This is a genomic window from Nostoc sp., from assembly GCF_036919815.1.
Lineage (GTDB): Bacteria > Cyanobacteriota > Cyanobacteriia > Cyanobacteriales > Nostocaceae > Nostoc.
This window is the reverse complement of record NZ_JBALCE010000110.1, coordinates 36,985-63,975: the sequence shown is the minus strand read 5'-3', so window position 1 is coordinate 63,975 and position 26,991 is coordinate 36,985. Positions and strand designations below refer to the sequence as shown.

Genomic DNA, 26,991 nt, shown 5'->3' with positions numbered 1-26,991 from the left:
TATGCGGTTCCTTAAAAAATTGACTTTGACAAAGAGTTAGGGATTTCCAAGAAATAAATCATCCAAGAAAACGTAGACGCATTCGCGGAGCGTCTCGTAGAGAAGCGGCTTGCCGCAGGCTACCACAGAGGCGCAGAGAAGCCAGTGCGTTGCGGGGGTGGAGGAGTTTGTAGCAACTGGCGCGGCACAGAGAGATGAAGAAGAGAGAGGATTGTTGTATGAGATTTTTGGATGTTTTTTAATTTGGAAGTCCCTTAAGTCTTAACCCAAGCTTATTAATTTAAAACTCACTTTAAGGGGAACCACCGCCTTGAGAACGACCACCACCGCCTGAACGACCTCCGCCGCCTCCTCCTAGACCAGGAAAAACTCCTCCTCTGGGTGTTGATTGCGGACGTGATCCTGCTGGGAAACTGAGCAATACTCTTTCGTTTCCTGTCAATCCAGACTTAACTTCGGTAAAGTTATTCACCGTGACGCCAGTCTCGATGGGAGTAAAAACAGGTTTGTTATTCTTTCCTGCCACAAACACACCTGTAGCATTTTCTTGGCGCACCACCGAAGCTGTTGGCACTACTAAAACATTTTCAACTTGACCGACTTGAAAATCTACTTCCGCATTCATCCCAGACCGCAGTAGCATTTGAGGATCTGAAAGTGATACTCTGACTTCAAAACTGGTGACGTTTTGCGTTACTACTGCTTGGGCAGCAATTTGGCTGACTTTACCTTCAAAGGTTTTTCCTGGGTAGGCATCTGCTTGAATCGAGACTTTTTGACCAAGGCGGATTTTGGAAATATTTGTTTCCGCTAAACTTGCGACAACTTCATTTGTGGAAGCTAAAGACAAGATTGAAGAAGAAGAAGAAGAAGCTACTTCACTACTGGCAGTTGTGGGTGTCACGAAAGCACCAGGATCGGCAAACTTCTTTGTCACCACACCATTAAAGGGTGCGCGAATGATCGTGTCATTGATTTGGGCTTGGATGTTTTGCAGCGAACCACGAGCAGATGTTACCTGGGCGCGGGCTGCGTCAATATCTTCAATGCGCGTTCCGGCTTTCAGAAGTGCTAAAGCTTGCTGCCTCTGTTTCACCACAGCTCTTGCTTGCTGGATGTCTTCTGGACGTGAGCCGGCTTTTTGCAACCCCAATGCTTGCTGTACTTCATTTACACTAGCTTGGGCGCTGTCGCGAGTGGCACGGTTTTGGTTAAGAGTCTGAAGGGAAATACCGCCTGCATTGTAAAGCTGTTGATTACGAACAAAATTATCTTCTGCTTGGCGAAGGGTGGCTTGAGCGCTTTGCAACCGTGCCTGTGCTTGGCCAATATCTTGAGAGCGATTACCTGTTTGTACCTTTTGCAGATTCGCCTCGGCTTCGTCTAATACTCCTTGTGCTTGAGCAATATCTTGAGGACGATTGCCTGCGATCGCTTTTTGCAAATTCGCCTCAGCTTGTGCCAACTCTCCTTGAGCAGAGACTAGTTGCCCCCGCAGGTTGGAATCATCCATGTAAGCGACAATCTGTCCTTGTTTGACAATATCCCCTTCCTTCGCTAACAGGCTTTTCAGGATGCCGGAATTTTTCGGGCTGAGGTTGATTGACCGCTCAGGCTTCACTGTTCCGTTCGCTGAAACTGTGATTGTTAAACTCTGCTTTTCTACTGGCTTTGTCAGCACCCGGCGTCTGGCTTCTTGACGGGAAACAACCGTTACTTGGTAATAAACTGCATAGCCAATTCCACCCAATAGGCAAAGAGCAATTAGCCAAGCGAGCCAATTACGTGTGCCCTTTTTTTTCTTTACCTCTGGAACCAAAACTAATGAATCTACAGGTTTTGATGTATCAATTTTCATATCCACTTTATCTTATAAAGAACGGCTACCGAGCTAGTTATTCACGGCTCAAACTATAGTCTGGTAGCCTTATACTGACAATTTATTAAGTTTTCACAAAAAAGAATTCAGGAGCAAAGCCGCAAAGGTTTCCGTTGCTCCGGTCAGGAAGAGCCAGTGCTTTACTTGGGGTCTGCCCAAGCAAAGCAAGTGGCATCAACTGGCGTTCAGAATTGAGCATGAATTGGAGTCCTACTAGCTCTTGAATAAAGAGCGAAACACTACACTCAATCCCAGATTTAATGGTCAACTTTATTTGCTAGGGGGTTCATTGTAGCGGTTCCAATTCCTCGAGTCTTCGGGAGTTCTAAATTCTCCGGTATTGGGTCTGTTGTCGCGGTTCCAATTCCTCCTGACTTCGGGAGTTCTAAATTCTCCGGTATTGGGTCTGTTGTCGCGGTTCCAATTCCTCCTGACTTCGGGAGTTCTAAATTCTCTGGTATTGGGTCTGTTGTCGCGGTTCCAATTCCTCCTGACTTCGGGAGTTCTAAATTCTCCGGTATTGGGTCTGTTGTCGCGGTTCCAATTCCTCCTGACTTCGGGAGTTCTAAATTCTCTGGTATTGGGTTCGTTGTCGCGGTTCCAATTCCTCCTGACTTCGGGAGTTCTAACTTCTCCGGTATTGGGTCTGCCGTCGCGGTTCCAATCTCGATTGGGTTCAGTCGTCTGGGCATTTGCAGGCGCAGTCAAGAGAGTGGGAAGAATGATCAGGGCAGCAGCAGCTAAGACTATCGATACACGGTTTGGTTTCAGCATGGAATTGACTCCTTATTTAGATTAAAGTTCTATTTTGCTTAGGTTCGGATTCAGCAATTTAGACAGTTGCTTTTGTTGTGGCATCAACATATCTAATATTTCCATTATAGTATAAATTCATACATAATAATTATCACTCCAAAATTCTAACCCGATGTATGACCAAAGTCACTAATAATTCCAGCCTGATGTATGACCAAAGTCATCAATTTTAGTCATGGGTACTGTGCAAGGGGAGACGCAAGGGAAATTTCTAAAAATCTCTTTGCATCTCCATGTAAGAGCCTCCCCGCGTCGGTTTACTTAATCTTGCCTTGGTGCAATTCCTTGCCAGACAACATCCATAAGACTCAGCATAAATACTGATACTTCCGTGGCAGGATCTCCAGAATTTAAGTAAGTTCCGATTGCTAATTCCGCAGTTGGCATACTAACCTGGGACGACATTTGTTCTAAAAAAATGTAGTTCATCAGCGTTCCTACTAAGATGTGAGCAACTGTCTGGGGATCACAAGGACGAAGGCGACCTTGGTTGATCTCACGCTCTAAGAAAGCAGTCAGTAATTTCACATCTAGCATCGGTCTTGGCTCTTTACCTCCAAGTTCTGGGAGCGTATTGCCTCGCGATCGCAACATCATGATTCGAGGCAGCACTTGGCGATAGAATTCCATAATCTGAAGGCAGACGTTAATCAGGTTTTCTTTAAGATCACCTTTGCCACAAAGAAATTCCAACTCGTTCACCCAGAGGGGCTTTTCTGGAATTCCCATCGCCGCAAAAAATAATTCTTCTTTGGTTGAGAATCGCTTGAAAATTGAAGCTTCAGAAATACCAGCTTGTTGAGCAATTTCTAAAGTGGAAGCACCAAATCCTTGTTGCAAAAAAACTTGACGAGCCGCTTCTAAGATTTGCTGATTGGTGATTCTGGGTGTACGAGCCATAAATAAGTAAGTTATTACTTATTTATTTATGGCCTTTGTGATCGGGATGTCAAGAGCTAATGACGTAAGATTTTGCTACCGTCAAGAGCGGAGATCGTTTAAGCTAGCTGAAAGATTCTTTGATTAGTGGCTTAAAGGCGGTAGTGTGCCTAAATATGTTCGTTTGATTTCTTTTCTAATGGTTTGTAGTTTGTGGAGTATGCCAAAAGCCGCTAACGCGCAGGCATTAATACCCCATACATTGCAACTAGATGCAGCAAAGTTAGAGAAGCAGGGGTTGAGCTTGGCACAAGAGGCGGCTCAACTAGCTCAGTTTCAACAGGTTGATTTAGCTTTGCCACGAGCGCGGCTGGCGACTCAACTGGCACCGAAGAATGATAAGGTGTGGTTGCTGTTAGGTGGATTGCAACTGCAAACTAAACAGTTTGATGCAGCGATCGCTAGCCTGAAAAAAGCGCAATCTATCAACCCCAAAAATGGTGATATTCTGTTTGCTTTGGGTTCAGCTAATTTTCAGCAGAAAAATTACCAAGCAGCTGTTGTCAATTACCAAGATGGTTTGAAGTTAAAACCCAATGATCCAGAGGGTTTCTTTGATTTAGGTAATGCTTACTATCTGCTGGGTCGATTGCCAGATGCGATCGCGCAGTACGATAAAGCCGTCTCCCAAGATAAAAAATTCTGGCCGGCGCTCAACAATATTGGCTTAATAAATTACGAACAGGGTAATATCCCCGAATCAATTAAGCGATGGCAATCTGCTATAACCCTTGATAAGCAAGCGGCAGAACCTTTATTGGCCTTGGCAGTGGCACTGTATACTAAAGGCGAGCGCCAACAAGCACTAACCTTGGGAGAAACTGCACTCCGCATTGATTCGCGCTATGCTAATTTGGATTTCCTCAAAGAAAATCTCTGGGGCGATCGTCTACTCTCTGATACGAAAAAATTCCTAGAATTACCCCGGATTCAAGCAGCCTTACTGGAACGAAAAAACTCATCATCTCCTGAACAACAGCCGACTCAATAGGAGTTAGGAGTTAAAAGTTAGGAGTTAGGAGTTAAATATTTCAACTCATAACTCCTCACTCATAACTCCTCACTCCTAACTTTCGGATCACCACTTGCATAACAGTACCTTTTTATAGTACATATATACTATCTAAATCCAGGACTAGTCGCTCAAAAACATTGGCGGGCGAGTAATTCCTGAAATAAGTCGTTAATTCTCACTGGTTTTATGTGGGTAGAAGTGCGATGATTTGGTCAACAAACTGTTGATGGTCAACAACTGGCTTAGAAATGTAGCCATCAGCGCCGCTTTGCTTGAGAAAGTTCTCGCGATCGCCTTCCATAGCATGTGCTGTCACCAAAATAACAGGTAAGTTTGCTGTTTTGGGATCAGATTTTAACATTTGTGTAATTTTGATTCCATCAACGGATTTACCTTGGTAAACACTTCTGGACAAAGAAACATCCATCAAAATCAGGTCGGCTTCTCCTGATTGGGCAATTTTCATGACTTCTTCGACATTTTCAGTGTGTTTTACACCCAAGCCGCCACGCTTGGACAAAATTTTGGAAAAAACACGAGCATTAATTAGATCGTCTTCGACAATTAAAACAGTTTTCATGAGAATTTAAGTTATGGAGGTGAGGGGATTCAAAAATTCCAGAATTCCAAATTAAGAAATGCAATCAAGGTAAATATCATCGCTACTCAGTAAGTAGGCAAGAATAAATCAAACTATGTTACGCAATATAAAATTAATTAAATTGGCTCGTAGTAATGGCTTCAGCCCTGACTACAAACCTTTAATTATTCGCGTCCACTTACTTAAGTGTATGTAGATTATACTCGTCTGCACCCTTTTTAATAGTCAATTGTATCCTTGTCATCAAGGATGATACTACTGTTTTTTCTTCTGTGACGATCAAAATTTTGTGATCAATCCTATTTGATCCGTTATGCTGTGGTTGCCGCAGTGTTGAGTTCCATCGGCTTTGTGTAGTTAAATTTCAGGGAAAAAACTCATGGCAAAACAGTTAAACCTGCTCTCAACGGGACAGGTAATTACAACAGCCCTGCACACCGAGATGCAACGGTCTTATCTAGAATATGCCATGAGCGTGATTGTCGGGCGAGCGCTACCAGACGTGCGTGATGGCTTAAAACCAGTGCATCGCCGCATTTTGTATGCAATGCACGAACTAGGTTTAGTACCAGATAGACCCTATCGGAAATGTGCCCGTGTAGTGGGTGATGTGTTGGGTAAATACCATCCGCACGGCGACCAATCAGTTTACGATGCTTTAGTCAGGCTGGTGCAGGATTTTTCTAGCCGTTATCCTTTACTAGCAGGACATGGTAACTTTGGTAGCGTCGATAATGACCCGCCAGCAGCGATGCGCTATACAGAAACACGCCTCGCACCGATCAGCCATGAGGGAATGCTGACTGAAATTGGTGAAGAAACTGTGGAATTTGTGGGGAACTTCGATAATTCCCAGCAAGAACCAACGGTGCTACCTGCTCAGTTGCCGTTTCTGTTGCTTAATGGCTGTTCTGGTATTGCCGTGGGAATGGCGACGAATGTACCACCGCATAATTTGGGGGAAGTTGTCGATGGGTTAATTGCCTTAATCGATAACCCAGATTTGTCAGATGAAAAATTATTTGAGTTAATTCCAGCGCCAGATTTTCCCACTGGTGGGGAAATAGTTGGTGAAGCGGGAATTCGGGAAGCATACACCACAGGTAAGGGTGGAATTCTGCTGCGGGGAGTCGCAGTTCTGGAGGAAATTCCCGCCAGTCGGGGAAGCAAGCGACGGACGGCAATTATTATTACAGAATTGCCTTATCAAGTGAATAAGGCAGGCTGGATTGAGAAGGTAGCGGACTTAGTAAATCAAGGACGCCTGCAAGGAATTTCTGATCTTCGGGATGAGAGCGATCGCGAAGGGATGCGCGTGGTAATTGAACTCAAACGCGATACCAATCCCCAAGAAATTCTCCAACATTTATATCACCAAACTGCCTTACAAATGACTTTTGGGGCGATTCTGTTAGCAATAGTAGATGGACAACCCCGCCAGTTAAGTTTGCGTCAAGTGTTGCAGGAGTTTTTGAGTTTCCGAGAACAGACGCTGAACCGTCGCTACAATTACGAGTTGGGGAAAGCCCAAAGTCGTGTGCATTTGGTAGAAGGTTTGCTGAAAGCGCTGTCTAATTTGGATCAGGTAATTCAAATTTTGCGGCAAGCTCCCGATGGAAGTACTGCAAAAATAAACCTTTGTAGCCAACTGGATTTTAGTGAGGTACAAGGTGATGCAATTTTGGCTATGCCGTTACGCCGCCTCACCAGTTTAGAACAGCAAAATTTGCAGCAGGAATTTGAGCAAATCAGTCAACAAATTAGCTTGTTAGAGCAATTACTCAACGATCGCCGGGAATTGCTCAAGGTGCTGAAAAAAGATTTGCGATCGCTCAAGCGCAAGTACAACGATCCCCGGCGTACCAAGTTAGCGCCGATTAGCAGTGACACCAGGGTACAAGAGGACAAGGGGACAAGGAGACAAGGAGCAGAAGTTGATCAGGAAAATCCCAAATCCCAAATCGTTCGACTGAGCGTAGCCGAAGTCCAAAATTCAAAATTAGAACAGCCAGCAGAGTCAGCAGTTTTAGAATTTACCCAACGGGGTTATGTCCGCCGCACCCAGCCATCTGGGAGAAAGTCAAAAGCTGAAAATGGTCTGCACGATAATGACTTCATTATCCAAACTGTGTTGACGGACACAGAGAAAGATTTGCTAATACTAACTGAGGGCGGCAAAGTCTATCCTGTGAACGTGGGAGAAATCCCCCCAACCACTGGACGTTCTCCACGGGGAAAACCTTTGATTACTATGCTCAGTAGTACTGCTCAAGGCGCTCAAGAAGCTGTGGTCAGCCGCTTTTTGCTCCCGGAAAATCTCGAAACTAGGCAGATGATTCTCCTGACAAGACAGGGAAGAATTAAGCGTCTATCTCTGGCAGAATTTACTAACTTGACTCGGCGCGGAATCACGATTTTGAAGCTCAAAGACGATGATGAATTATCATTTACCCAGTTCGCCACTCCAGGGGAGCATCTGATTTTAGCTAGTTCTGGTGGGCGACTGTTGCGCTTTGCAGTTAATGATGAACAATTACCGATTATGGGTCGCACAGCGATGGGTTTACAAGCATTTCGGTTATTGAAAAATCAGCAAATGGTTGGCTGTGTCACTGTCGGTAAAGATGATCAACTGCTGCTAGTTACTCAAGAAGGATATGCCAAGCGGATGGCTGCAAGTCAGTTAAGAGCGGCTAATCGCGGCGACTTAGGCACGCAAGCGCTGAAATTCGCCAGCAAAACTGACAACTTAGCTGGTATGGTGATCGCGATGCCTTCTCTACGAGACGCTACGCGAACGGCGGGCTACGCCAACGCATCTGGTGAAGTAGCTTTAGTGACGAATAAAGAGCGGGTAGTGCGGATATCTGTGGAAACAGTGCCGCTCTTAGGTAAAGATGTCAAAGGTGAAAGCATTCTTCAACTTAACCGCGATGAAAAAATCATCACTGTCGCCGAAGTGCGATCGTAAATTATGTAGGGCTGATCTCGTTCCCAGTCTCCGACTGGGAATGCCTTTTTAGAGGGCTGCCGCCTCACGAATTGGCGGCAGAAAATAGATATAGATGCCCGACTTCTTCAGGAAGTCGGGCATCTGGGCAGCTTCCTAAGTGTTTTTAACTCCAAATATCTCTATAACTTACGCAAAACTACATTCTGTAAGGGCAATTCATGTAGCTTTAGCTGACCGCAGAATATTGCCCCTACCTAAAAATCATTCTTTTCAGCTATTGTTTGCCTAAGTCCTGTCTCTATTTATTATCAATAATTTCTAATTAAAAAATAATAAACTCTATAGTACATCAACCACTGCAAATGATTTACTTGACAATTAATTTCAACAATATATTATTGTCTATGACGGTAAAAGTCTAAATAAGATTTCTTCTGCCTCAGTAAATCTAACTGAAGTCCGATGTTTTAATATGTATATACAGCTATTAATGTTTATGTCAAGCTGGGGAAACAAAAGTATAAAAAATGTTGACTTTATGAAAAGATTTGTTATATTAGTTTACATAAGGCAATAAACCTTAACAATTAAATTTGGAGTACCAACCATGACAAATGTAAGCACAACAAAAGTTACTACTCCCGTAATTGAAGATCGCAACGCTTGGCGTTGGGGCTTTACCCCACAAGCAGAAATTTGGAATGGTCGCTTGGCAATGATTGGCTTTTCAGCAGCCATTTTAGTTGAGCTTTTTTCTGGTCAAGGCGTCCTACATTTTTGGGGCATCCTGTAAGTTTTAATATTCTAGATGACCAAATAATTATTAATTCATAATTTATAATTCATAATTAAGGAATGGGTACAGAGCCAACACTGAATTTTTAAATCAGTGGTCTTAATTCAGTGCCAGCTTGAACTGTCCCCTGAATTAAATTATGAATTATGAATTCTCAATTATGAATTATCTTGACCTATAAATAAAAAAACCTGGAGTGCTAATTCACTACCAGGTTTTTTATTTGTTTGTCATTTGTCAGTTGTCATTTATTCACTAATGACTATTGACCAATGACCAATGACCAATGACTATTGACTAATAACTACCGAATATATTCCTTGAGAACGCTGTTGCGATTTGGATGGCGCAACTTGCGGAGTGCCTTCGCTTCAATTTGACGAATCCGTTCGCGGGTAACATTGAAAATCTGGCCGATTTCCTCAAGGGTCTTCATCCTACCATCATCCAAGCCGTAACGCAGTCTGAGAACATCCCGTTCACGAGGACTGAGACTATCGAGGACTTTTTCGAGGTCTTCGCGCAGAAGATTTTTGGAAACTTGGTCTTCTGGTGTCTCGCCATCGGATTCAATAAAATCGCCTAATCGAGAATCTTCTTCTTTCCCAATGGGCGTTTCTAGTGAAATAGGTAACTGGGCGGATTTAGCAATAAACCGCAACTTCTCAATGGTCATCTCCATGCGAGTGGCGATTTCTTCTTCAGTGGGTTTGCGACCCATTTCTTGAGATAGCAGCTTGGTAGTTTTCTTAATCCGAGAGATGGTTTCGTAGAGGTGAACTGGAAGGCGAATCGTGCGGGATTGATCGGCGATCGCGCGGGTAATTGCTTGACGAATCCACCATGTAGCGTATGTAGAGAACTTATAACCTTTTTCGTGGTCAAACTTTTCAGCGGCACGAATCAAACCGAGACTGCCTTCCTGAATTAAGTCTTGGAACGACAAACCACGATTCATGTACTTCTTAGCAATTGAAACCACAAGACGGAGGTTAGATTGCACCATCTTGTCTTTCGCCCTGCGACCAACATGGAGGCGATAACGAAAGGCTGGTAGTGGCAGTTGCACTGCTTCTGCCCATTCACTATCACGAGGATCGCGATCTAACTGTTCACAGAGTCTTTCGCGCACCCTCTCTAATTCCAGCAAATCGGCTATTTTCCGCGCCAATTCAATTTCTTCGTCTGCCCGCAACAGTCGAATTCTACCAATCTCTTGCAAGTAAAGCCGAATTGAATCTTCGGTATAGTGCTTTTTCTTGCTTTGTGTCCGACGACGCGATTTAGCGGCTTTTCCAGACTTTGCGTCGTCCTCATCAGACTGAGGCTCTAAAAATTCATCTTCACCTTCATCGATGATCAGCAAGTCCTCTTCTTCGTCTATTAAGAGTTCTTCTAACTCGAGCTCAGGCTGATTCGTTATTTCTAGGTCAGGCTGATATATGCTTTCGAGTACGTTGTTAGCCTGGTTCATGCCGCGTTCCTCATGCTCCTTGCAGAATCAATTACTCAAGATGTGTTTACTGCTCTTTTAAACGAGCTAGTTATCAACCGAAAATAAGCTTTTTGGCAGATTTGCCAGAGATATTTTCGGACGTTTTGCACCTCCGGTTGGAGGTCTTTTACTTTAGTTTAAGCAATTACTAAAGATGACTTGCTCACTTTAGTAAATGTTATATGTGTTGCTATCACATATTGCTTTCAACTAACTGGTCAAAAAAAAGACTGCCTTGATCAAAAAATTTGCCACTCTATACAAATGAGTTGAGACTGTTGGCAGATTTTCCTCTAAAGACTCTTCCGATTGTAGCCTGTTTCACAGAAATTGTACTCTTTTTGTGTATCAATCATGAACTCCCACAGCAATTGTTAGCTACTATTTCCAAAAAGACATTAAAAACGAGAGTTATACCCTGAAATTTTTTCTCCACTTTTCGGAATAGCAGTGACGCTCTTATTACATTACGAAGTAAGTACGCTAGCTTTTGCCGAATTTCATGTATTTTACACAACATTAATCACTGAGAAAGAGTGCATTTTATGTTAACTCAGACGATTCGTCTTAATCTAGCCATTTTTACATTTCCTTCATAAATTAGGCATTCCTCAGACTAAAGCGGGTGTTGACCTTGGGTAAATACAACAAGGGTGATGGTGCTTGTCTGAAAGCAGTTAACCTTCTGCCTACTAATTACCTTAACTGAGGAGTTGAGGCGGTGGCAGAATCGACCTGATTCAGAGATCAATTTAGGCTGAACTAATTTGGTCTTATTCACACGTTAGCGCACTGTGGCGATTTCAGCCCTATGAAACTTGACAAACTCTTCTTATTGTATACAAGGATATTTTAATCAATTCAAAAACAATTTGTCCTGCGAACTAGCCAATATAGTCCTATCTTAGGCAAAAGTACATTAGATACATACGATACAATAGCGATCGCCACGGCATTACATGAAGATATTAACAAGTTTCTTGCCAGATGGTGTCTGTTTCCAGTAAACATTACCTCGAACAGAGAGAAAGAATGAAGATTGCCTGATGATTTGGTTACAAAGTTTTTTCCGTAGCTAAATTGTCAACTTAAATACTCTTGTTTCAGTAAGTTTTTGCTCAGAAATCTTCAAGATACTTATTAACTGCTGTTTGATAGATAATATTCAGTTATTTTCTTAAAGCATAACAAATGTGTTTCTAGCTGGTGGGCAAAATTAATCAGCTAGTCAGTGCAAAGAGTATTATCTTAACTAAATTTACAATAAAGTTGGTAGTTTTGCTAACACTAAAACATTGAATTTTTGTAAAATATTGACAATAAGTAAATTATATGGTTTTTTTCTAAATCAAAAATTTAGAATTTTTATATTTATGTAGCACTGACCTACCACTTGTGTGATAAAGCAATTTACTTTTAATTTGCATAACCAGGGCGGGCTTTCCAGCCCAGCCCACAAAAGTTTTACTTCCAGGTAATATGCAAATTAAATCTCCAACAGTTGCTCAGAGTAGTGTCAGGGAATTGATATTAGATATCAAGATCGGTGAAGTTGAGTTTAGAACCATAGGTTTCGATGAATTCTCGTCTGGGTGCGACCCGATCGCCCATTAAAATTGTGAAGATGCGATCGGCTTCGGCGGCGTCTTCAATTTCGACTTGCTTCATTTTGCGACTTTCTGGGTTCATTGTGGTGTCCCAGAGTTGTTGTGGCATCATTTCACCCAAACCTTTGAAGCGTTGAATGGTATAGTTGGCGTTAGCAGGAAATTTGGCGATCGCTTGATTTTTTTCGCGATCGCTATAGCAGTACTCATGATTGCGTCCCCGTTCTACTTTAAACAGTGGGGGACAAGCAATATAAATAAAGCCCTGTTCGATCAGCGCTCGCTGATATCGATAAAAGAAAGTTAACAACAAAGTTCGGATATGCGCTCCATCTACGTCAGCGTCAGTCATGATGACTATGCGGTGATAGCGCAGTTGAGTGGAATCGAATTCATCACCTTTGACACCTAAACCGAGTGCTGTAATTAACGATTGAACTTCGTTATTTTTATAGATTTTAGCGTCGTCGGTTTTTTCAATGTTGAGAATTTTACCACGTAAAGGTAAGATCGCTTGAGTGCGGCGATCGCGTCCTTGTTTGGCACTCCCACCGGCTGAGTCCCCTTCCACGATGAAGATTTCCGATTCGCTGGGATCACGAGAACTACAATCTGCCAATTTCCCAGGTAATGGCGAAGATTCCAGCACCGATTTGCGCCGAACTAATTCCCGCGCATGACGGGCGGCTTCTGCGGCTTTGAAAGCTTGGATAGCTTTATCTAAAATTGAGTCTGCGATCGCCGGATGAAATTCTAGGTATTCGGTGAGGACTTCTCCCACCAAAGAATCGACAATTCCCCGAACTTCGGTATTACCAAGTTTGGTCTTAGTTTGTCCTTCAAATTCTGGATCTGGGACTTTAACGGAAATAACCGCAGTCAAACCTTCGCGGACGTGTTCGCCACTCAGGTTAGGTTCATTCTCTTTAATTTTATTGCGTTTGCGAGCGATCGCATTTAATGTCCGAGTCAGAACCGCCTTCAACCCTTCTAAGTGCGTACCACCATCCACTGTACGAATATTGTTAGCAAAACCCAGCACATTATCCGTATAAGCATCAGTACACCATTGCAAGGAAACTTCCACTAGTACGTTGTTGCGTTCTCCCTGCACATAGATAATTTCTTCATGCAGGGGCTGCTTCTCACGGTTCATGTAAGCGATATATTCTTTAATGCCACCACTGTACTGGTAGGATTCTACCTTGGGTGTATCGCTTTTCAGTAGTTCCAGACGGTGGTCAGTAAAGGTAATTTTGACACCAGCATTCAGATACGCCAACTCTCGTAGGCGACCTGATAAAGTGATGTAATCAAACTCAATGCTAGTAGTGAAGATTTCGGTATCTGGTTTAAAAGTAACAGAAGTTCCGGTTCTATCTTCTTTGTAAGGCTTGACTTGCAGTTCAGTAACTGGGATACCCCGTTCATAACGCTGAATATGAACTTTTTTATCTCGCCAAACTGTAACTTCTACAACCTCAGATAGGGCATTTACAACAGAAATACCAACCCCGTGTAATCCTCCAGAAACTTTGTAACCACCGCCGCCAAACTTCCCACCGGCGTGTAATACCGTCATCACGGTTTCCAAAGCCGATTTGCCGGTGCGCGAGTGAGTATCGATGGGAATACCGCGACCATCATCTGTTACAGTCACCGAACCATCAGCGTTGATATCCACCTCTATATGAGTGCAATAACCCGCTAAAGCCTCATCAACTGAATTGTCTACTACCTCGTAAACTAAATGGTGGAGTCCTCGCGGCCCAGTAGTACCGATGTACATTCCTGGTCTTTTGCGGACGGCTTCCAGACCTTCCAGAACTTGAATCTGATCGGCACTGTAACTGCTCGTCATGTAAACTCTCCTGATGTGTGGGGTTTAAGTCGCCAAAAGGCAAATAAAAGTAAAAACACTCCAAAATTGTAACACAAAAGCCTTGCTAGCGTCTGTAGGGCATTTTCAAGAGAAGTTTATACTGGGGTTGCAGTCCTGTGTAATAGGGGCAGGGGCAGAATAGCTTAATGACTAACGACTAATGACTAATGACTAATGACTAAATTAATTGTGATTTGTGGGGCGACGGCAACGGGTAAGTCGGGTTTGGCTTTGGCTTTGGCGATGCGGTTGGGTTCTGTAATTCTCAGTGCTGATTCTCGTCAAGTTTACCGCGAGTTTGATATTGGGACAGCAAAACCAACTGTGGCTGAACAAAAATTGGTGCGGCACTATTTAATAGATATCTGCGATCCAACAGACACAATGACGGTAGCAGACTATCAACAACAAACACAAGCCTTAATTAATTCTCCCTCATCTCCCCCCCTTCTGGTGGGTGGCACTGGTTTATACATCCGTTCCATTGTCCAAGGGATGAAAATTCCGAGAGTTGCACCACAGATTGAATTGCGATCGCAGATGGAATCTCTTGGTCAATCACAACTATACGCAATGTTACAACAAGTTGATCCTGTTGCTGTACAAAAGATTCATCCTAATGACTCAGTACGGACTCTAAGAGCATTAGAGGTATATTATGTCACTGGTCATCCCATTTCGGAACAGCAAGGCGAGAATCCACCAAATTATCCGATTTTGCAAATTGGTTTAGATTGTGATGTTGACAAGTTGGGCGCTCGTATTCAACAGCGTACTGAGGAAATGATAGCAGCTGGGTTGGTCGCGGAAGTGAAGTATCTTTGTCAAAAATATGGCGCTGATTTGTCTTTGTTGAATACTTTGGGCTATCAAGAAATCAAGCAATATTTGGCTGGGGATATTTCCTTAGATGAAGCGAAAGAATTAACAATTTTGCATACACGGCAATTTGCCAAACGACAACGCACTTGGTTTCGAGCATATCCAAAAATTGAATGGTTTGATGCGGATGAACCTGATTTATTAGAGAAAGTTTGGCATCGGATAAATGAGTTTATAAGTTGCACAAGTTTATGAGAATTTTTTTGCTGATGCAAAGACGCAAAGTTTTTTTGCGTCTTTACAGCGAGTGTCTTATAGAATGTCGGGATCTATGCCCATAGCCCGGAGCCTATCTGCTAGTAATTGGGTGCGTTCTTCTGCTTGTTCAGCGCGTTGTTCTGCTTGTTCAGCACGTTGTCGTTCTTGTTCAGCGCGTTCATCCCCAGTCAGCAAAACACTACCATCTTGGTAGCACCAGCGTAACCAAGTATCCTGTCTATCTTCAAATTTACCTTCCCCTAGAGTTACACCTAAACCAACTTGTTCTAACCAATTTTCTGAAGTTTCAAAGTACCGCCTTCCTCTGAGTTCATAAACGCGTAGTAGTTTTTCTCCTAATTGCTAGTTTGGGTCATATACGATGTAGTAACTAGCCCGCATTTGTTCATAAATTTTCAGTTTTTTGCCAAGTTCATCACCTTCTTTATTAGAGACAATTTCTAGGACAACTTCCGGTGGTTTGCCAAAACGCCAAACCATATAACAACGATTTTGTTTCTCCCACCAATTTTCAGGCACTTGCACATCGAAGCTGAGAAAAACATCGGGTACAATTGCCGGTTGTCCATCTGTATGGTAAATACCAACATTTGCTGCTGCTAAAAAAGTCTGCTGCGGTATAGAACTGTAAAGAGAGCCAACCAAGAGACGTTGTTGTTTTTCAGAAGCAAAATTGTCCACAGGTGTATCATCTTCAGTGACTAGCTGGTTGGCATCTGGCACATAGTAATCATCATTATTGATTAGAACTTCCTGAACCATGATTTTATCCAGTATTTGAGAGCTTTATTTCTAGGTTAGTTGATTAGGAATGAAAGGGTGCGATTAGAGATCATCTACTTATATTCACAACCTCGTTTCGATTGAATATGTGTCAAAATCTACTTTATATCTTATATGAGACCAGGGGAATTATCAGGTAAGGAAGCTTAATGACTAACAAGTTAGAACCATTCCAGATAGACAACAAGTGGGGCTACAAAGACCAGAAAAGACTAAATATAATCAATGCGATCGCCTCCTTTCTATCCAAATTATTGCTGAAAATAAGTGCGATCGCTATCTCAGCCTATAGAATCTGTGTTTTACTCCCACACCCTTTGAACTGGATATACATCAAAGACAGCATCTATACTTAACAAAGTCATCTTTTCAACTATTGCCTGAGCGATTAAAATTCGGTCAAAAGGATCGCGGTGATGGCTTGGTAAAGCTTCTAAAGCATAGATATGACTCAATTCAATAGGTAATAGTTGTAGATTATTCATTTGCTGTTGAGTTTCGATGAAATTAGGAAGCGACGAGCTTAAATTTAGTTTACCAAGCTGAGATTTTATTTGTAATTCCCAAATACTAGCCATGCTAACTACCCAAAAATTGTTAGGATCAATTAATAAGTTTCTAACTCTCTGGGATAGTTTTTCTGGGTTTCCTGCTGACCAAATAATTACGTGAGTGTCTAATAATAGTTTCATCCCTGACTTTCACCTAACCAAAACTCATCAGGTAAAGGGTCATTAAAATCATCACTTATCCAAATCTTACCTTGGTTTAAACCTAGTACCCTTTTCTGGGGTGTTTGTTGGGGTTGAACATATTTTTGTGCTAAAAATTCCACAAAATCTAGCACCTGTTGTTGCTGTTCTGGTGCTAGGGTTTGCAGCTTTGCAATTAATTGTGAGGTGGAATCTAAAACTTGGTAAGTCATTTCACCCTCTCCTGTTGAATGTCTGACTCTATGTTACTTTAAGCCTACAATTAATAGAATATTAGATTGTAGGATGATTCAATGCACTTGTTAAGAGACATCGCACCTTCCGTACTTAAATCAGGCGATCGCACTTACTCCCCCCTAAGCTGCTATTCTTGCAACAATAGTAAATACAGCCATCAACAGCAGCCTGTAAAATGCCATGACAGACGCCGCAGTTAGCATTTCTCCCGCCGATATCGAAACCCTTGAGCAGTTATACACCTTCCGAGAGCACACCGAAGTTTTCAAATTTCTGGATAAACATTCGTTTCTCATTCCCGTGCTGCTAGAAGCACCTGAGAAAATTCGCCACTACTTCCCTGACTCCCAACTATTTCTGGAAGTTGTTCCAGATCGAGAAAGTATTGATTGGGTGCAGTTGATACTATCTATTTTAATGAAGCTTGACCCCCATGAAGCAGTTGCAAAGCTCCATCAGTTTGACGATAATTGGTCAAGAGGTCTTTCACACCAGGTGCATCAGCAATTTTTTACCACTCTCGAATACCCAGATGAGTTTTGATTGGTCACAATATCTTAATCTAGCCAAAGAACTCACCGATCAACCAACTACTCCTGCAAATCAGGAAGCTAAACTGCGTGATGCTATCAGTCGAGCATACTATGCAGCTTTTATCTTGGCGCGAAACTATTTGCGTGATCAAGAAGGAATATCAATTCCGAAAATAAGTGATGCTCACAGGTATGTTTGGGAGCAATTCAAGCTTAATCCTCACCCACAACGTCAATTAATTGCCAATAACTTGAAACGATTGCGATATGCTCGCAATCAAGCAGATTATGTTGATATATTTCCTGGATTGGCAGGCACTACAATAATAGCTTTAGATTTGTCTGAGGAAGTAATTTCAATTTTAAGCAACCTGTAAACATCTACCTTGAACTTTAAAAAACTATGCTTACCCAAGATAAAAAACAACTCAACTGGAAACCCATTATTAAAGCATTCGAGGCTGTCCTTGGTAAAAATGGTGTGGTGCAACGCCGCGAAGAACTTATTACTTATGAATGCGATGGTTTAACTGGGTATCGCCAACGTCCGGCTGTGGTGGTGTTACCCAGAACTACAGAACAAGTTGCCCAAGTGGTGAAGATATGCAATCAATATTCTATACCCTTCATCGCACGCGGCTCTGGTACAGGTTTATCTGGCGGTGCTTTGCCAGTGATAGACTCTGTTTTAATTGTCACTTCCTTAATGCGGCAAATCCTCAGCATTGATTTGGAAAATCAACGGGCAATTGTTCAACCAGGGGTGATTAATAGTTGGGTAACACAAGCCGTCAGTGGTGCTGGTTTTTACTACGCCCCTGACCCTTCTAGTCAAATTATCTGCTCTATTGGCGGTAATATTGCCGAAAATTCTGGTGGCGTACATTGTCTCAAATATGGCGTTACTACTAACCACGTTTTAGGATTAAAAATTGTCACGCCTGAAGGTGAAATTATCGATTTAGGCGGAGAAATTCCAGAAATGCCTGGTTATGATTTAACAGGTGTGTTTGTTGGTTCTGAAGGTACATTAGGAATTGCCACAGAAATTACTTTGCGAATTCTCAAAAGTCCAGAATCAATTTGTGTGCTGTTGGCAGATTTTACTAGTATTGAAGCTGCTGGAGCAACTGTTTCTGATATCATCAGCGCCGGAATTATTCCTAGTGGTATGGAAATGATGGATAACTTTAGCATCAATGCAGTTGAAGATGTTGTAGCAACTAATTGTTATCCCCGCGATGCTACTGCTATTTTACTAATAGAAATTGACGGTTTAGAAGTAGAAGTTGCAGGGAATAAACAGCGAATTACTGAAATTTGTAAAAAGAATGGTGCGCGTAATGTCACTTCTGCTACTGACCCAGAAACCCGATTGAAATTATGGAAAGGACGTAAAGCGGCTTTTGCGGCGGCTGGACATTTAAGCCCAAATTATTATGTACAAGACGGTGTAATTCCTCGGACTCAATTGCCTTATGTTCTGCACGAGATTGAGGCATTAAGTCAACAATACGGTTATCGTGTTGCTAATGTATTTCATGCTGGTGATGGCAATCTTCATCCGCTAATTCTTTATGATAATTCTGTGTCTGGAGCATTAGAGCAAGTAGAAGAAATGGGTGGAAAAATTCTCAAGCTTTGTGTTCAAGTCGGTGGTAGTATTTCTGGTGAGCATGGCATTGGTGCAGAGAAGAAGTGCTATATGCCACAGATGTTTAGCGAAGTTGATTTAGAAACTATGCAATGGGTACGGCAAGTTTTTAATCCTAAAGGATTAGCAAATCCTGAAAAGATATTCCCCACACCACGAACTTGTGGAGAAGCAGCAAATGCCTCGGCACTCAAGCAATTTGAAGGTGTGGAAAGATTTTAATTTTCCGCAAAGGTGCATTTGTAGCTCCTCTCGTTCCCTGGCTCTGCCAGGGAATGCACTTAAGAGTGCTTCACAGAATTAAAAATAGCGATAATTGTCCCCTAAGGCACATTTATTAATTTATATCTGGGCATAAAATCATTATTTATTTACATTATCCGGAGGATTACAACTTTATTTTGTAGTTATATATATTCCGATCGCACTAGGTCACGCTTACAAATGAATCGGGTTGCTCGCCGTAGTGTTTCTTACTTGCTGTGTTTGGGATTAGTAGTCACTTTAACAGTTTTTTCATTCTCTTCATCGCCAGCTTATTCCCAAAAAAAAAGTCCTTTAACTACAGAAATTCGCGGTGTTTGGCTGACTAATGTTGCTAGTGGTGTACTATTTATCCCTTGGGGTATTAACCGGGCTGTCAATCAATTATCGGCTCTTAAGTTTAATACAATTTATCCTGTAGTTTGGAACCGAGGACATACTTTCTATAAAAGTGCTTTAGCTCAAATGACTACAGGCTCGGATACTCAACCTTTCCTCAACTTTATGCACGGTGGACAGGATGTTTTAACAAAGATAGTGACACTTGCTAAAGATAAAGATTTGAAAGTCATTCCCTGGTTTGAATACGGGTTCATGACGCCCCATTATTCACAATTAGCAAGGCGTTATCCTGACTGGTTAACAATTGGGCAAGAAGGTATAAACTCTATTCAAGATACCCCACCGGAAGAAATCAACAATCTTTTGGTGAGTAAACAGGCTTGGTTGAATCCTTTACATCCAGAAGTGCAAAAGTTTATTCAAGGGCTAATTTTGGAAGTAGTCAGGGATTACGATGTGGATGGTATTCAACTTGATGACCATTTTGGAATGCCTGTACAGTTTGGCTACGATCGCTTCACTATAGAACTGTACCAGCAAGAACACCAAGGCAAAAGCCCCCCTACTGATCCTTTTAACTCAAAATGGATGCGTTGGCGAGCAGACAAAATTACTGATTTCATGGCAGAAATTTATCAAGCTGTCAAGGCGGTTAAACCCAATGTCAGAATATCTTTATCTCCTAACTATCAAGCTTTTGCCTATAAATACTATTTGCAAGATTGGGAGAGTTGGGTAAAAAAAGGTTTAGTTAATGAGTTAATTTTGCAAGTATATCGAAATGACAAAAACTCTTTTATCGCTCAACTGAAACACCCATCTGTGAAATTGGCTCAAAGTCTAATTCCTGTAGGTATTGGTATATCAACGGGAACGGTAGGTAATCCTGTGAAAATCGCCCAAGTTCGAGAACAGGTTCAGGTAGTGCGCGATCGCAATTTTAATGGTATCTCTTTTTTCTACTGGGAGAGTCTATGGGGTTACATCGTACCTGAATCACCTCAACAGCGACGCAAAGCTTTTTTTGAGATGTTTAATCATAAAACTGTCAAACGATTACAACCAAAGAAACTTTGATGCGATTCGCGCCTAGAAATACTAGATTTGCCTTGACATTGCTGTGGACTTTAGCTACTTTTGGCGGTTTTTTATTAAGTTTACTCTTAATTGAAGTCGGCGAAAAACCCGATATCGGAGTAGTAGAAGCAGCTATCGGCGGATTTGCAATCGCACTTCTTCAAGGCTGTCTTCTCAAACAACCTATATTTTGTATTAGGTGGATTTTGTCAAGTCTTTTGGGTTGGAGTATGATCACCGCGATCGGTATTGGTGCCATCGGTTGGATTGTACCTAGCACTCAGATTCTTCCCCTGAGAATCCTGTCTGGGGCGGTTTATGGTGCGCTTGGCGGCTTCGGGATTGGATTGGCACAATGGTTAGCAATTCCCCAGCCTGTGGCATGGCGATGGATATTTGTCTCTGCGGCAAGTTGGGCTATTGCTGTCCCCGTGGGTTCTGTTGTCGGGATGATCTTGCACCGCTTGACGCAGTTATTCTTAGGCGAAGTCATGGGATTAGCTATGACTTGGCTGCTGGTTGGCATCCTCACAGGAATGAATGCTCACAAATTGCGATGCCTGCGGCGGGCTACGCCTACGTAACTTGCCACTCCCCATTATTAAGAATAATAAACTTAATTGATGTCTAGTGAAGATTCCACTTAGATATATGCAAGAATCTTAAAAAATTGTTAAAAAGAAATTTTAGTAAGTTTGACCTAATCTGCAAATGTATTTTCGCCTTGAAAAAGCAGGATTTGTGAAGCTGACTCCTACTTAGCTTTCCTAGATTTCTGATTAGAAGTAGAGAAAGATCGAAATTTCGATGAGCAATAGCTCAGAAAACTTTGCTATAGGCGCTAAAGTGCATCTACTACAAACGTAACTACAAGAGAGCGCCTAGAAGAGTCAGTAATACTAGACAGGGACTCTCCCATGAATATAAATCCAGTGGAATCAACTATAGAGTTGACAAAATTATCACCTCCTCAGATTCTCTTTGGCACAGAAGTAGATGAGAAAAGCACAGAACAAGCAGTTGGACTCCAGGTTGAACGAGATCATCTGCTAGAAGCGATCGCCAGACGGATTCACCAATCTGTAGAATTAGAGACAATTCTGCATCAAACAACAAAAGAACTTCGGCAGTTTTTGAATTGCGATCGCGTGCTAATTTATCGCTTCCAGGCTGATGGTAGTGGAGTAATCATTACTGAATCAAGTGTGGCTGCCAGTAATCCACTGTTGGGAAAAAACATCACCGATCCCTGCTTGGGTGGCAAACATCGAGAACACTACGGACGAGGTTGCATTCAAGTTGTCGAAGATATTTATGCAGCCGGCTTGCATTCTTGCTATATAGATTTCCTGGCATCTTTGCAGGTGAGAGCCAATCTAGTTGTGTCAATTTTTAAAGAGCAAGATATTTGGGGGCTATTAATTGCCCAGCATTGCCACCAACCGCGTCAATGGCAGCAAACGGAAACTGATTTGCTCAAGCAGTTGGCAACTCAAATCGGTATTGGTGTGCAACAGGCAGAACTTCGTCAGCAGATTCAGGATCTCAAAGCAAAATTGGAGTTGCAAAAACACAAGCAGATTAATCAGTTGCAGCAGGTGCGAAACTTTGAAGCCTTGATGCGACGCATGACAGAACAAACCCGCGACAGTCTGGATCAAACTCAGGTGTTGCAGACAGTAACTCAGGAATTAGCAGAGTTACTGAACCTTGATCGTTGTCAAATCGAACTCTATAGCAATTGCCAAACTCTGGTTACGATTACCTACGGATACAGCACGAAGCTACCCCATTGTCAAGGATTGACCAGAGAGATTGCAGACCATCTGGAAATTTATCAACCCCTATTACAAAAACAACCATTGCAATTTTTGGAAATTGTGCCGGGATGGGAACCAAAGTTGTTAGTTATGTCCCAGATGGCTTGTCCAATTTTCGATACTCAAGGGATTTTGGGAAATATTTGGTTGACAAGAGCGACACAAGAAGAATTTGATCAATTTGAAATTGAGCTAGTGCAGCAGGTAGCAAATGAATGTGCGATCGCCATTCGTCAAGCGGAGTTTTCCGAACAAACCCAGGCACAGGTAAAAGAATTAGAAAAAGGCGATCGGCTCAAAAACCAATTTCTCAGAACCCTCTCCCAAGAACTGCGGACACCAATAACTAGCATCAGCCTTGCAGTCCAAACACTCGAAAGTGTCCTCACACCAGAGGAGATATCAAATATAGAAATAGTTCCGCAACTTTTGCAGATTCTGCATAACGAGTGTGGGCGAGAAAACAAATTAATTAACGATCTACTCACACTTACATATCTCGAAGCCGAACCCGAACCCCCAACTTTGATTGCCATTGACTTACAAAGCTGGCTTCATCCCATTGTCGAGTCTTTTCGAGACCTGACCAACTGCCAGCGACAAAAGTTAAATCTGAGGGTTGATCAGGCGTTGCCGGCTTTGGAGACAGATATCACCGATTTTGAGCGGATTGTCACCGAACTGATCAACCATGCCTGCAAATACACCCCAGCAGGCGAATCGATCAGAGTCTCTGCTCATCTAATAGGAAATACAGTAGAGCTTAATATTACCAATTCGGGAATAGAGCTTACCAGCAATGAACTATCACGGATATTTGAGCCTTTCTATCACCTTTCCAAACATGATCCTTGGAAACATAGCGGCACTGGACTGGAATTGGCATTAGTGCAGAAAATGGTCAGACATTTGGGCGGCTCAATTTATGTCAAGAGTGCAATGGGTCAAACCACCTTCACCGTTAAATTCCCCCTTTAATTCGTTTTTTGGGCACGGCACTAACAAATCTGTCAGAAGTTGTGGTATGCTGGTTATTCGTGCGGGTGACTAGCTCAACGGTAGAGCAGTAGACTCTTAATCTATTGGTTCTGAGTTCGAATCTCAGGTCACCCACTTTTTAAGTATTTTAAAAGCTTGTTGAGCAATTAGTGCATATTTACATAATTTGCATTATATATGCACAGCTATTTTCAGGTAAATAGACCAAGGGACTGACAAATAAAAAAACATCCCAAATTTTCTTGTGGGATGGGTGTCCGCACTACGTGCCGCTACGCGAACACCCGTCCCATATTCAGGGCGGGCTTTCCTGCCCAGCCCACAAGATGGATAATTTTTTTCTTGTCAGTCCCTAAGTAGTTATTGGCAATTAGATGATAAATACTACAATTTAGCCTGGAAATGCCCCTAGAATATACCTTACCCAAATTTCTATCAAGCTTGGCATCAGCATAATTTTGCTACTCGTGCGATGCGAAGCTTAAAAAAATCCTCTTCACAGAATTTAAATAGTGTTGCTGCAACCTTGTAAATAAAATTCCCGTTCTTACCACAGCTTGGGCATTCGTTACGAACAAAGCAGCAGATGTTAGGAATAAAGTTATTGTAGTTACCACAGCTTGTCTATTTGTAGCAAACGCTGATGTTGCCTTTACCACAGCTTGTCTCTTTGTGGCAAACGCTTATATTATTGTTACTACAGCTTAAGTAAAACTTATCAATAAACTTCTTGTAGTTACCACAGCTTGTCTCTTTGTGGCAAACGCTTATATTATTGTTACCACAGCTTAAATAAAACTTATCAATGAAGAGTACAAAATACTTGCTTGTCCTAAAACGGCAGTGGCAACAATGAGCATATTCTAAAAAGATAAGCAAATAGCGATGTATACGATGGTCACTGAGCTTTTGTAGAAACATTATTGAATGAAAGTTTTTGGTGTTGTTAAAAACCTGTAGTCATCAGTTTTCGGTTAGAACTTGTAAGGTTTGTGGCTATTTGTTGCTTTTGGATTGCATTTGGCTCGCTGGGGTTGAAGATGAAACGATAAAGCCAAATATTGGAATCAACAAAGCATGGTGTCGAATCACCAGCGTTCATTTGCTTCTTCTCTGGCGAGTGGTTTGAAACCTTAGCTGGGTGATCATACCCGTTTACAGAAATTATTTTACAATTTACTTAAAAAAGAATATGGAAATCAAACAAATTTGCGTGATTGGGGCTGGAATCAGTGGTCTAGTAACAACTAAAACTTTTATCGAGGAAGGGTACGACGTTACTGTATTTGAGAAACAAAAAGGACTTGGTGGTGTTTGGGAAAAATCTCGAAGTTATCCAGGATTAACAACCCAGAATACGGGTGACACATTTAGTTTTTCAGACTATCCCATGCCTGCATCCTACCCAGAATGGCCGACAGCAGAGGATATGCAGAATTACCTAAATTCATACGCCCATAATTTTGGGGTTCTTGAGAGGATTCGCTTTCAAACAGAAGTGACCAATGTTTCTCGAAAAACTGGAGAACAACCAGGATGGATAGTTACCATCAGAGTGAATGAAAAAGAGGAAAAGCACGAATTTGACTTTGTGCTAGTGTGCAATGGGATATTTAGCACCCCTAAGCTACCTTCCTTACCAGGTAAGGACGAGTTCGTAGCATCTGGAGGACGGGTACTGCATTCTACTGAGTTTAACAATGCCTCAATTATTGAGGGTAAGCGGGTAGTGGTAGTAGGTTTTGGTAAGTCTGCCTGCGACATTGCGACTGTGGCGGCGAACACAGCCAAAGAATCCACCCTCGTCTTCCGTCAGCCTCTGTGGAAGATTCCGAGATTTTTCCTGGGTTTAGTAAACCTGAAGTATATTATATTAACCCGCTTTTCAGAAGCTTGGTTCCCTTACCGTCAAATGGGACGGCTTGAAAGATTGCTGCACACTCTGGGTAAGCCCCTAGTATGGGCTTTCTGGCGCAGTAACGAGACGGTGCTACGCCTGCAATTCGGTCTTGATAGCTGCGGGATGTTGCCCGAACAACCGATGAATCAGGTTAACTGTAAAATTACTATAGCTCCTCCAGATTTCTTCAAGTATGTACACTCTGGTAAAATCCAGGCAATTAAAACGAGCATTGCCAAGTTTATCCGTGGTGGCGTAGAATTAGCCAATGGTCAACAGTTGCAGGCAGATATAGTAATTTTTGGTACAGGATTTCGCCAAGAACTTCCCTTTCTCGAAGAAGAATATCGCCGACAGGTAGTCGATGAAGATGGTAATTTTAGCCTTTACCGTTATCTGATTCACCCTAATATTCCCCAGATGGGTTTTGTTGGCTATAACAGCAGTTCATATAGTCAGTTAACATCAGAAGTTAGTGCTTGGTGGCTGCTAGAGTATGTCAAAGGCAACTTGTTATTGCCTTCGCCGTCAGCAATGTATCAAGAAATGGCAGCAGATATGGATTGGATGAAAACTCACTATCATCGTGTTGTGGCGAAGGCGACATGCATTGCCGAGTTTTCCTTGCGTTACACTGAGCAACTCATGGAAGATATGGGTGCAAATAATCAACTTGGTGTCTGGAAGGGAATTTCACAGATAATTATGCCTGTGGATTCATCCCTTTACAACAAACTTCGACAGGAATTAAAGTCGCAAAGACCGAGAAATGTCAATGATTCACCTACCAATTAATCTAATCATTGTGAGTTGGAAGTAGGTGGGTGAACTAACTCCATTGATAAAGCACCAAAACGATAGCCTTTGCCGTAGACTGTGTGAATCAACGCAGTTTCTCTACCTACTTCAATCTTACGACGCAGCAAACGAATTAATGCCGCGATCGCATTACTATTGGGTTGTTCTTCTTGCCACAAATTTTGCATAATCTGGGCATGAGTCATTAGTTGTCCAGTGTGTTCCATAAAGTATTGTAATAACTGGCTTTCTTTCTGCGAAAGCTCAATTATTCGTCCTTGGCGATAGGCTACTTGATTTTCACAATCGAGTTCTAAATCAGCGACAGTTAGCCGTCCGGTAGTGGTTTCATAAGTTTGAGAACCAGAACGACGCAATAAAGCCCGGACTCTGGCTAATAACTCCCGCAGTTCAAAAGGTTTAACTAAATAGTCGTCTGCACCAGCATCTAAACCTTGTACGCGGTCATCTAGAGTATCCTTAGCTGTGAGAAACAAAACAGGAGTGGTTTTGCCTTGATGTCGCAATTCCTGACAAATTTCTAACCCCGTCTTTCCTGGCAACATCCAATCTAAAATTAATAAGTCATAATTGCCTGTTTGTGCATATTCGCTGCCACTTGTTCCATCGTAAGCGGCATCGACAGTATAACCCTCACGAGTTAATAAGCGACTCAAGGGTTCAGTTAGCTCAACTTCATCATCAACTAATAAAATTATGATGCTGCTTGTGGTAAGCATATAGAGATATTATTCAACTGCCGGAACGCCAAGGATACTAAAAAAAG

At 42.2% G+C, this 26,991-nt stretch carries 21 protein-coding genes, 1 tRNA gene and 1 pseudogene; 12 read left to right on the top strand and 11 right to left on the bottom strand.

Annotation, left to right across the window (positions count from 1 at the left end):
• Nucleotides 1–292 precede the first annotated feature (292 nt).
• The 4 genes from V7K15_RS25155 to V7K15_RS25140 all read right to left on the bottom strand — a co-directional run bounded on the left by V7K15_RS25155 (nucleotide 293) and on the right by V7K15_RS25140 (nucleotide 3,595).
• Nucleotides 293–1,858: an efflux RND transporter periplasmic adaptor subunit gene (locus tag V7K15_RS25155; protein ID WP_334909935.1), complete on the bottom strand. Its 1,566-nt coding sequence runs from the start codon at nucleotides 1,856–1,858 to the stop codon at nucleotides 293–295.
• 85 nt (nucleotides 1,859–1,943) lie between these two features.
• The gene (locus V7K15_RS25150) at nucleotides 1,944–2,078 is read right to left on the bottom strand and encodes a hypothetical protein (protein WP_334909933.1); all 135 of its coding nucleotides are present in this window, start codon (nucleotides 2,076–2,078) and stop codon (nucleotides 1,944–1,946) included.
• 58 nt (nucleotides 2,079–2,136) lie between these two features.
• Complete coding sequence (locus V7K15_RS25145; protein ID WP_334909931.1) at nucleotides 2,137–2,571, bottom strand: hypothetical protein; 435 nt, start codon at nucleotides 2,569–2,571, stop codon at nucleotides 2,137–2,139.
• Nucleotides 2,572–2,956: 385 nt separating this feature from the next.
• Nucleotides 2,957–3,595: a TetR/AcrR family transcriptional regulator gene (locus V7K15_RS25140; RefSeq protein WP_334909929.1), complete on the bottom strand. Its 639-nt coding sequence runs from the start codon at nucleotides 3,593–3,595 to the stop codon at nucleotides 2,957–2,959.
• A gap of 145 nt (nucleotides 3,596–3,740) precedes the next feature.
• On the opposite strand from V7K15_RS25140, the gene V7K15_RS25135 reads away from it, so the two are divergent.
• Complete coding sequence (locus tag V7K15_RS25135) at nucleotides 3,741–4,625, top strand: tetratricopeptide repeat protein (protein ID WP_334909927.1); 885 nt, start codon at nucleotides 3,741–3,743, stop codon at nucleotides 4,623–4,625.
• Between the two features lie 208 nt (nucleotides 4,626–4,833).
• Here the strand turns inward: V7K15_RS25135 and V7K15_RS25130 are convergent, their stop codons facing one another.
• Nucleotides 4,834–5,229: a response regulator gene (locus V7K15_RS25130; RefSeq protein ID WP_334909925.1), complete on the bottom strand. Its 396-nt coding sequence runs from the start codon at nucleotides 5,227–5,229 to the stop codon at nucleotides 4,834–4,836.
• Between the two features lie 400 nt (nucleotides 5,230–5,629).
• Between V7K15_RS25130 and V7K15_RS25125 the strand changes: the two genes are divergently transcribed.
• Together V7K15_RS25125 and V7K15_RS25120 are read left to right on the top strand one after the other, a co-directional pair.
• The gene (locus V7K15_RS25125) at nucleotides 5,630–8,221 is read left to right on the top strand and encodes a DNA gyrase/topoisomerase IV subunit A (protein WP_334909923.1); all 2,592 of its coding nucleotides are present in this window, start codon (nucleotides 5,630–5,632) and stop codon (nucleotides 8,219–8,221) included.
• Nucleotides 8,222–8,810: 589 nt separating this feature from the next.
• The gene (locus V7K15_RS25120) at nucleotides 8,811–8,996 is read left to right on the top strand and encodes a chlorophyll a/b-binding protein (protein WP_334909920.1); all 186 of its coding nucleotides are present in this window, start codon (nucleotides 8,811–8,813) and stop codon (nucleotides 8,994–8,996) included.
• 307 nt (nucleotides 8,997–9,303) lie between these two features.
• On the opposite strand, the gene rpoD is transcribed toward V7K15_RS25120, so the two are convergent.
• Nucleotides 9,304–10,473, bottom strand: a complete 1,170-nt coding sequence (rpoD, locus tag V7K15_RS25115) for an RNA polymerase sigma factor RpoD (RefSeq protein WP_292802965.1) — start codon at nucleotides 10,471–10,473, stop codon at nucleotides 9,304–9,306.
• A 1,551-nt stretch (nucleotides 10,474–12,024) separates the two neighbouring features.
• Complete coding sequence (gyrB, locus tag V7K15_RS25110) at nucleotides 12,025–13,962, bottom strand: DNA topoisomerase (ATP-hydrolyzing) subunit B (RefSeq protein ID WP_334909918.1); 1,938 nt, start codon at nucleotides 13,960–13,962, stop codon at nucleotides 12,025–12,027.
• A gap of 195 nt (nucleotides 13,963–14,157) precedes the next feature.
• Between gyrB and miaA the strand changes: the two genes are divergently transcribed.
• Nucleotides 14,158–15,060, top strand: a complete 903-nt coding sequence (miaA, locus tag V7K15_RS25105) for a tRNA (adenosine(37)-N6)-dimethylallyltransferase MiaA (protein WP_334909916.1) — start codon at nucleotides 14,158–14,160, stop codon at nucleotides 15,058–15,060.
• 57 nt (nucleotides 15,061–15,117) lie between these two features.
• On the opposite strand, the pseudogene V7K15_RS25100 reads toward miaA, so the two are convergent.
• The 3 genes and pseudogenes from V7K15_RS25100 to vapB form a co-directional block, all read right to left on the bottom strand.
• A pseudogene (locus V7K15_RS25100) lies at nucleotides 15,118–15,846 on the bottom strand (Uma2 family endonuclease).
• Between the two features lie 323 nt (nucleotides 15,847–16,169).
• Nucleotides 16,170–16,559, bottom strand: coding sequence for a type II toxin-antitoxin system VapC family toxin (locus tag V7K15_RS25095; RefSeq protein WP_334909914.1), 390 nt, complete (start codon nucleotides 16,557–16,559; stop codon nucleotides 16,170–16,172).
• Nucleotides 16,556–16,792, bottom strand: coding sequence for a type II toxin-antitoxin system VapB family antitoxin (gene vapB / locus V7K15_RS25090; RefSeq protein WP_334909912.1), 237 nt, complete (start codon nucleotides 16,790–16,792; stop codon nucleotides 16,556–16,558). Before vapB ends, V7K15_RS25095 begins: the two co-directional genes overlap by 4 nt.
• A 205-nt stretch (nucleotides 16,793–16,997) precedes the next feature.
• Here vapB and V7K15_RS25085 point away from each other — a divergent pair, with 205 nt between their 5' ends.
• The 8 genes from V7K15_RS25085 (at nucleotide 16,998) to V7K15_RS25050 (ending at nucleotide 26,201) form a co-directional block, all read left to right on the top strand.
• Entirely contained in the window at nucleotides 16,998–17,360 is a 363-nt protein-coding gene (locus V7K15_RS25085; protein WP_334909910.1) for a hypothetical protein, read from the top strand.
• Entirely contained in the window at nucleotides 17,350–17,727 is a 378-nt protein-coding gene (locus V7K15_RS25080; RefSeq protein WP_334909908.1) for a HEPN domain-containing protein, read from the top strand. Before V7K15_RS25085 ends, V7K15_RS25080 begins: the two co-directional genes overlap by 11 nt.
• Before the next feature lie 26 nt (nucleotides 17,728–17,753).
• Nucleotides 17,754–19,226, top strand: coding sequence for a glycolate oxidase subunit GlcD (glcD, locus tag V7K15_RS25075; protein ID WP_334909906.1), 1,473 nt, complete (start codon nucleotides 17,754–17,756; stop codon nucleotides 19,224–19,226).
• 222 nt (nucleotides 19,227–19,448) lie between these two features.
• Nucleotides 19,449–20,687 (top strand): glycoside hydrolase family 10 protein, encoded by a 1,239-nt coding sequence (locus V7K15_RS25070; RefSeq protein ID WP_334909904.1) that lies wholly within the window; start codon nucleotides 19,449–19,451, stop codon nucleotides 20,685–20,687.
• Nucleotides 20,687–21,271, top strand: a complete 585-nt coding sequence (locus V7K15_RS25065; protein WP_334909902.1) for a hypothetical protein — start codon at nucleotides 20,687–20,689, stop codon at nucleotides 21,269–21,271. The genes V7K15_RS25070 and V7K15_RS25065 overlap by 1 nt, the downstream gene beginning before the upstream one ends.
• Before the next feature lie 333 nt (nucleotides 21,272–21,604).
• Complete coding sequence (locus tag V7K15_RS25060) at nucleotides 21,605–23,485, top strand: sensor histidine kinase (protein ID WP_334909900.1); 1,881 nt, start codon at nucleotides 21,605–21,607, stop codon at nucleotides 23,483–23,485.
• 63 nt (nucleotides 23,486–23,548) lie between these two features.
• Nucleotides 23,549–23,620, top strand: a tRNA-Lys gene (locus tag V7K15_RS25055).
• A 1,078-nt stretch (nucleotides 23,621–24,698) separates the two neighbouring features.
• Nucleotides 24,699–26,201 (top strand): flavin-containing monooxygenase, encoded by a 1,503-nt coding sequence (locus V7K15_RS25050; RefSeq protein ID WP_334909898.1) that lies wholly within the window; start codon nucleotides 24,699–24,701, stop codon nucleotides 26,199–26,201.
• A gap of 5 nt (nucleotides 26,202–26,206) precedes the next feature.
• On the opposite strand, the gene rppA is transcribed toward V7K15_RS25050, so the two are convergent.
• Complete coding sequence (rppA, locus tag V7K15_RS25045; protein WP_442949714.1) at nucleotides 26,207–26,944, bottom strand: two-component system response regulator RppA; 738 nt, start codon at nucleotides 26,942–26,944, stop codon at nucleotides 26,207–26,209.
• Between the last annotated feature and the right edge of the window lie 47 nt (nucleotides 26,945–26,991).

Coding starts and splice junctions, on each gene's coding strand:
- V7K15_RS25155 (WP_334909935.1), bottom strand. CDS start 1,858: ATGAAAATTGATACATCAAAACCTGTAGATTCATTAGTTTTGGTTCCA.
- V7K15_RS25150 (WP_334909933.1), bottom strand. CDS start 2,078: ATGCTCAATTCTGAACGCCAGTTGATGCCACTTGCTTTGCTTGGGCAG.
- V7K15_RS25145 (WP_334909931.1), bottom strand. CDS start 2,571: ATGCCCAGACGACTGAACCCAATCGAGATTGGAACCGCGACGGCAGAC.
- V7K15_RS25140 (WP_334909929.1), bottom strand. CDS start 3,595: ATGGCTCGTACACCCAGAATCACCAATCAGCAAATCTTAGAAGCGGCT.
- V7K15_RS25130 (WP_334909925.1), bottom strand. CDS start 5,229: ATGAAAACTGTTTTAATTGTCGAAGACGATCTAATTAATGCTCGTGTT.
- V7K15_RS25125 (WP_334909923.1), top strand. CDS start 5,630: ATGGCAAAACAGTTAAACCTGCTCTCAACGGGACAGGTAATTACAACA.
- V7K15_RS25120 (WP_334909920.1), top strand. CDS start 8,811: ATGACAAATGTAAGCACAACAAAAGTTACTACTCCCGTAATTGAAGAT.
- rpoD (WP_292802965.1), bottom strand. CDS start 10,473: ATGAACCAGGCTAACAACGTACTCGAAAGCATATATCAGCCTGACCTA.
- gyrB (WP_334909918.1), bottom strand. CDS start 13,962: ATGACGAGCAGTTACAGTGCCGATCAGATTCAAGTTCTGGAAGGTCTG.
- miaA (WP_334909916.1), top strand. CDS start 14,158: ATGACTAAATTAATTGTGATTTGTGGGGCGACGGCAACGGGTAAGTCG.
- V7K15_RS25095 (WP_334909914.1), bottom strand. CDS start 16,559: ATGAAACTATTATTAGACACTCACGTAATTATTTGGTCAGCAGGAAAC.
- vapB (WP_334909912.1), bottom strand. CDS start 16,792: ATGACTTACCAAGTTTTAGATTCCACCTCACAATTAATTGCAAAGCTG.
- V7K15_RS25085 (WP_334909910.1), top strand. CDS start 16,998: ATGACAGACGCCGCAGTTAGCATTTCTCCCGCCGATATCGAAACCCTT.
- V7K15_RS25080 (WP_334909908.1), top strand. CDS start 17,350: ATGAGTTTTGATTGGTCACAATATCTTAATCTAGCCAAAGAACTCACC.
- glcD (WP_334909906.1), top strand. CDS start 17,754: ATGCTTACCCAAGATAAAAAACAACTCAACTGGAAACCCATTATTAAA.
- V7K15_RS25070 (WP_334909904.1), top strand. CDS start 19,449: ATGAATCGGGTTGCTCGCCGTAGTGTTTCTTACTTGCTGTGTTTGGGA.
- V7K15_RS25065 (WP_334909902.1), top strand. CDS start 20,687: ATGCGATTCGCGCCTAGAAATACTAGATTTGCCTTGACATTGCTGTGG.
- V7K15_RS25060 (WP_334909900.1), top strand. CDS start 21,605: ATGAATATAAATCCAGTGGAATCAACTATAGAGTTGACAAAATTATCA.
- V7K15_RS25050 (WP_334909898.1), top strand. CDS start 24,699: ATGGAAATCAAACAAATTTGCGTGATTGGGGCTGGAATCAGTGGTCTA.
- rppA (WP_442949714.1), bottom strand. CDS start 26,944: ATGCTTACCACAAGCAGCATCATAATTTTATTAGTTGATGATGAAGTT.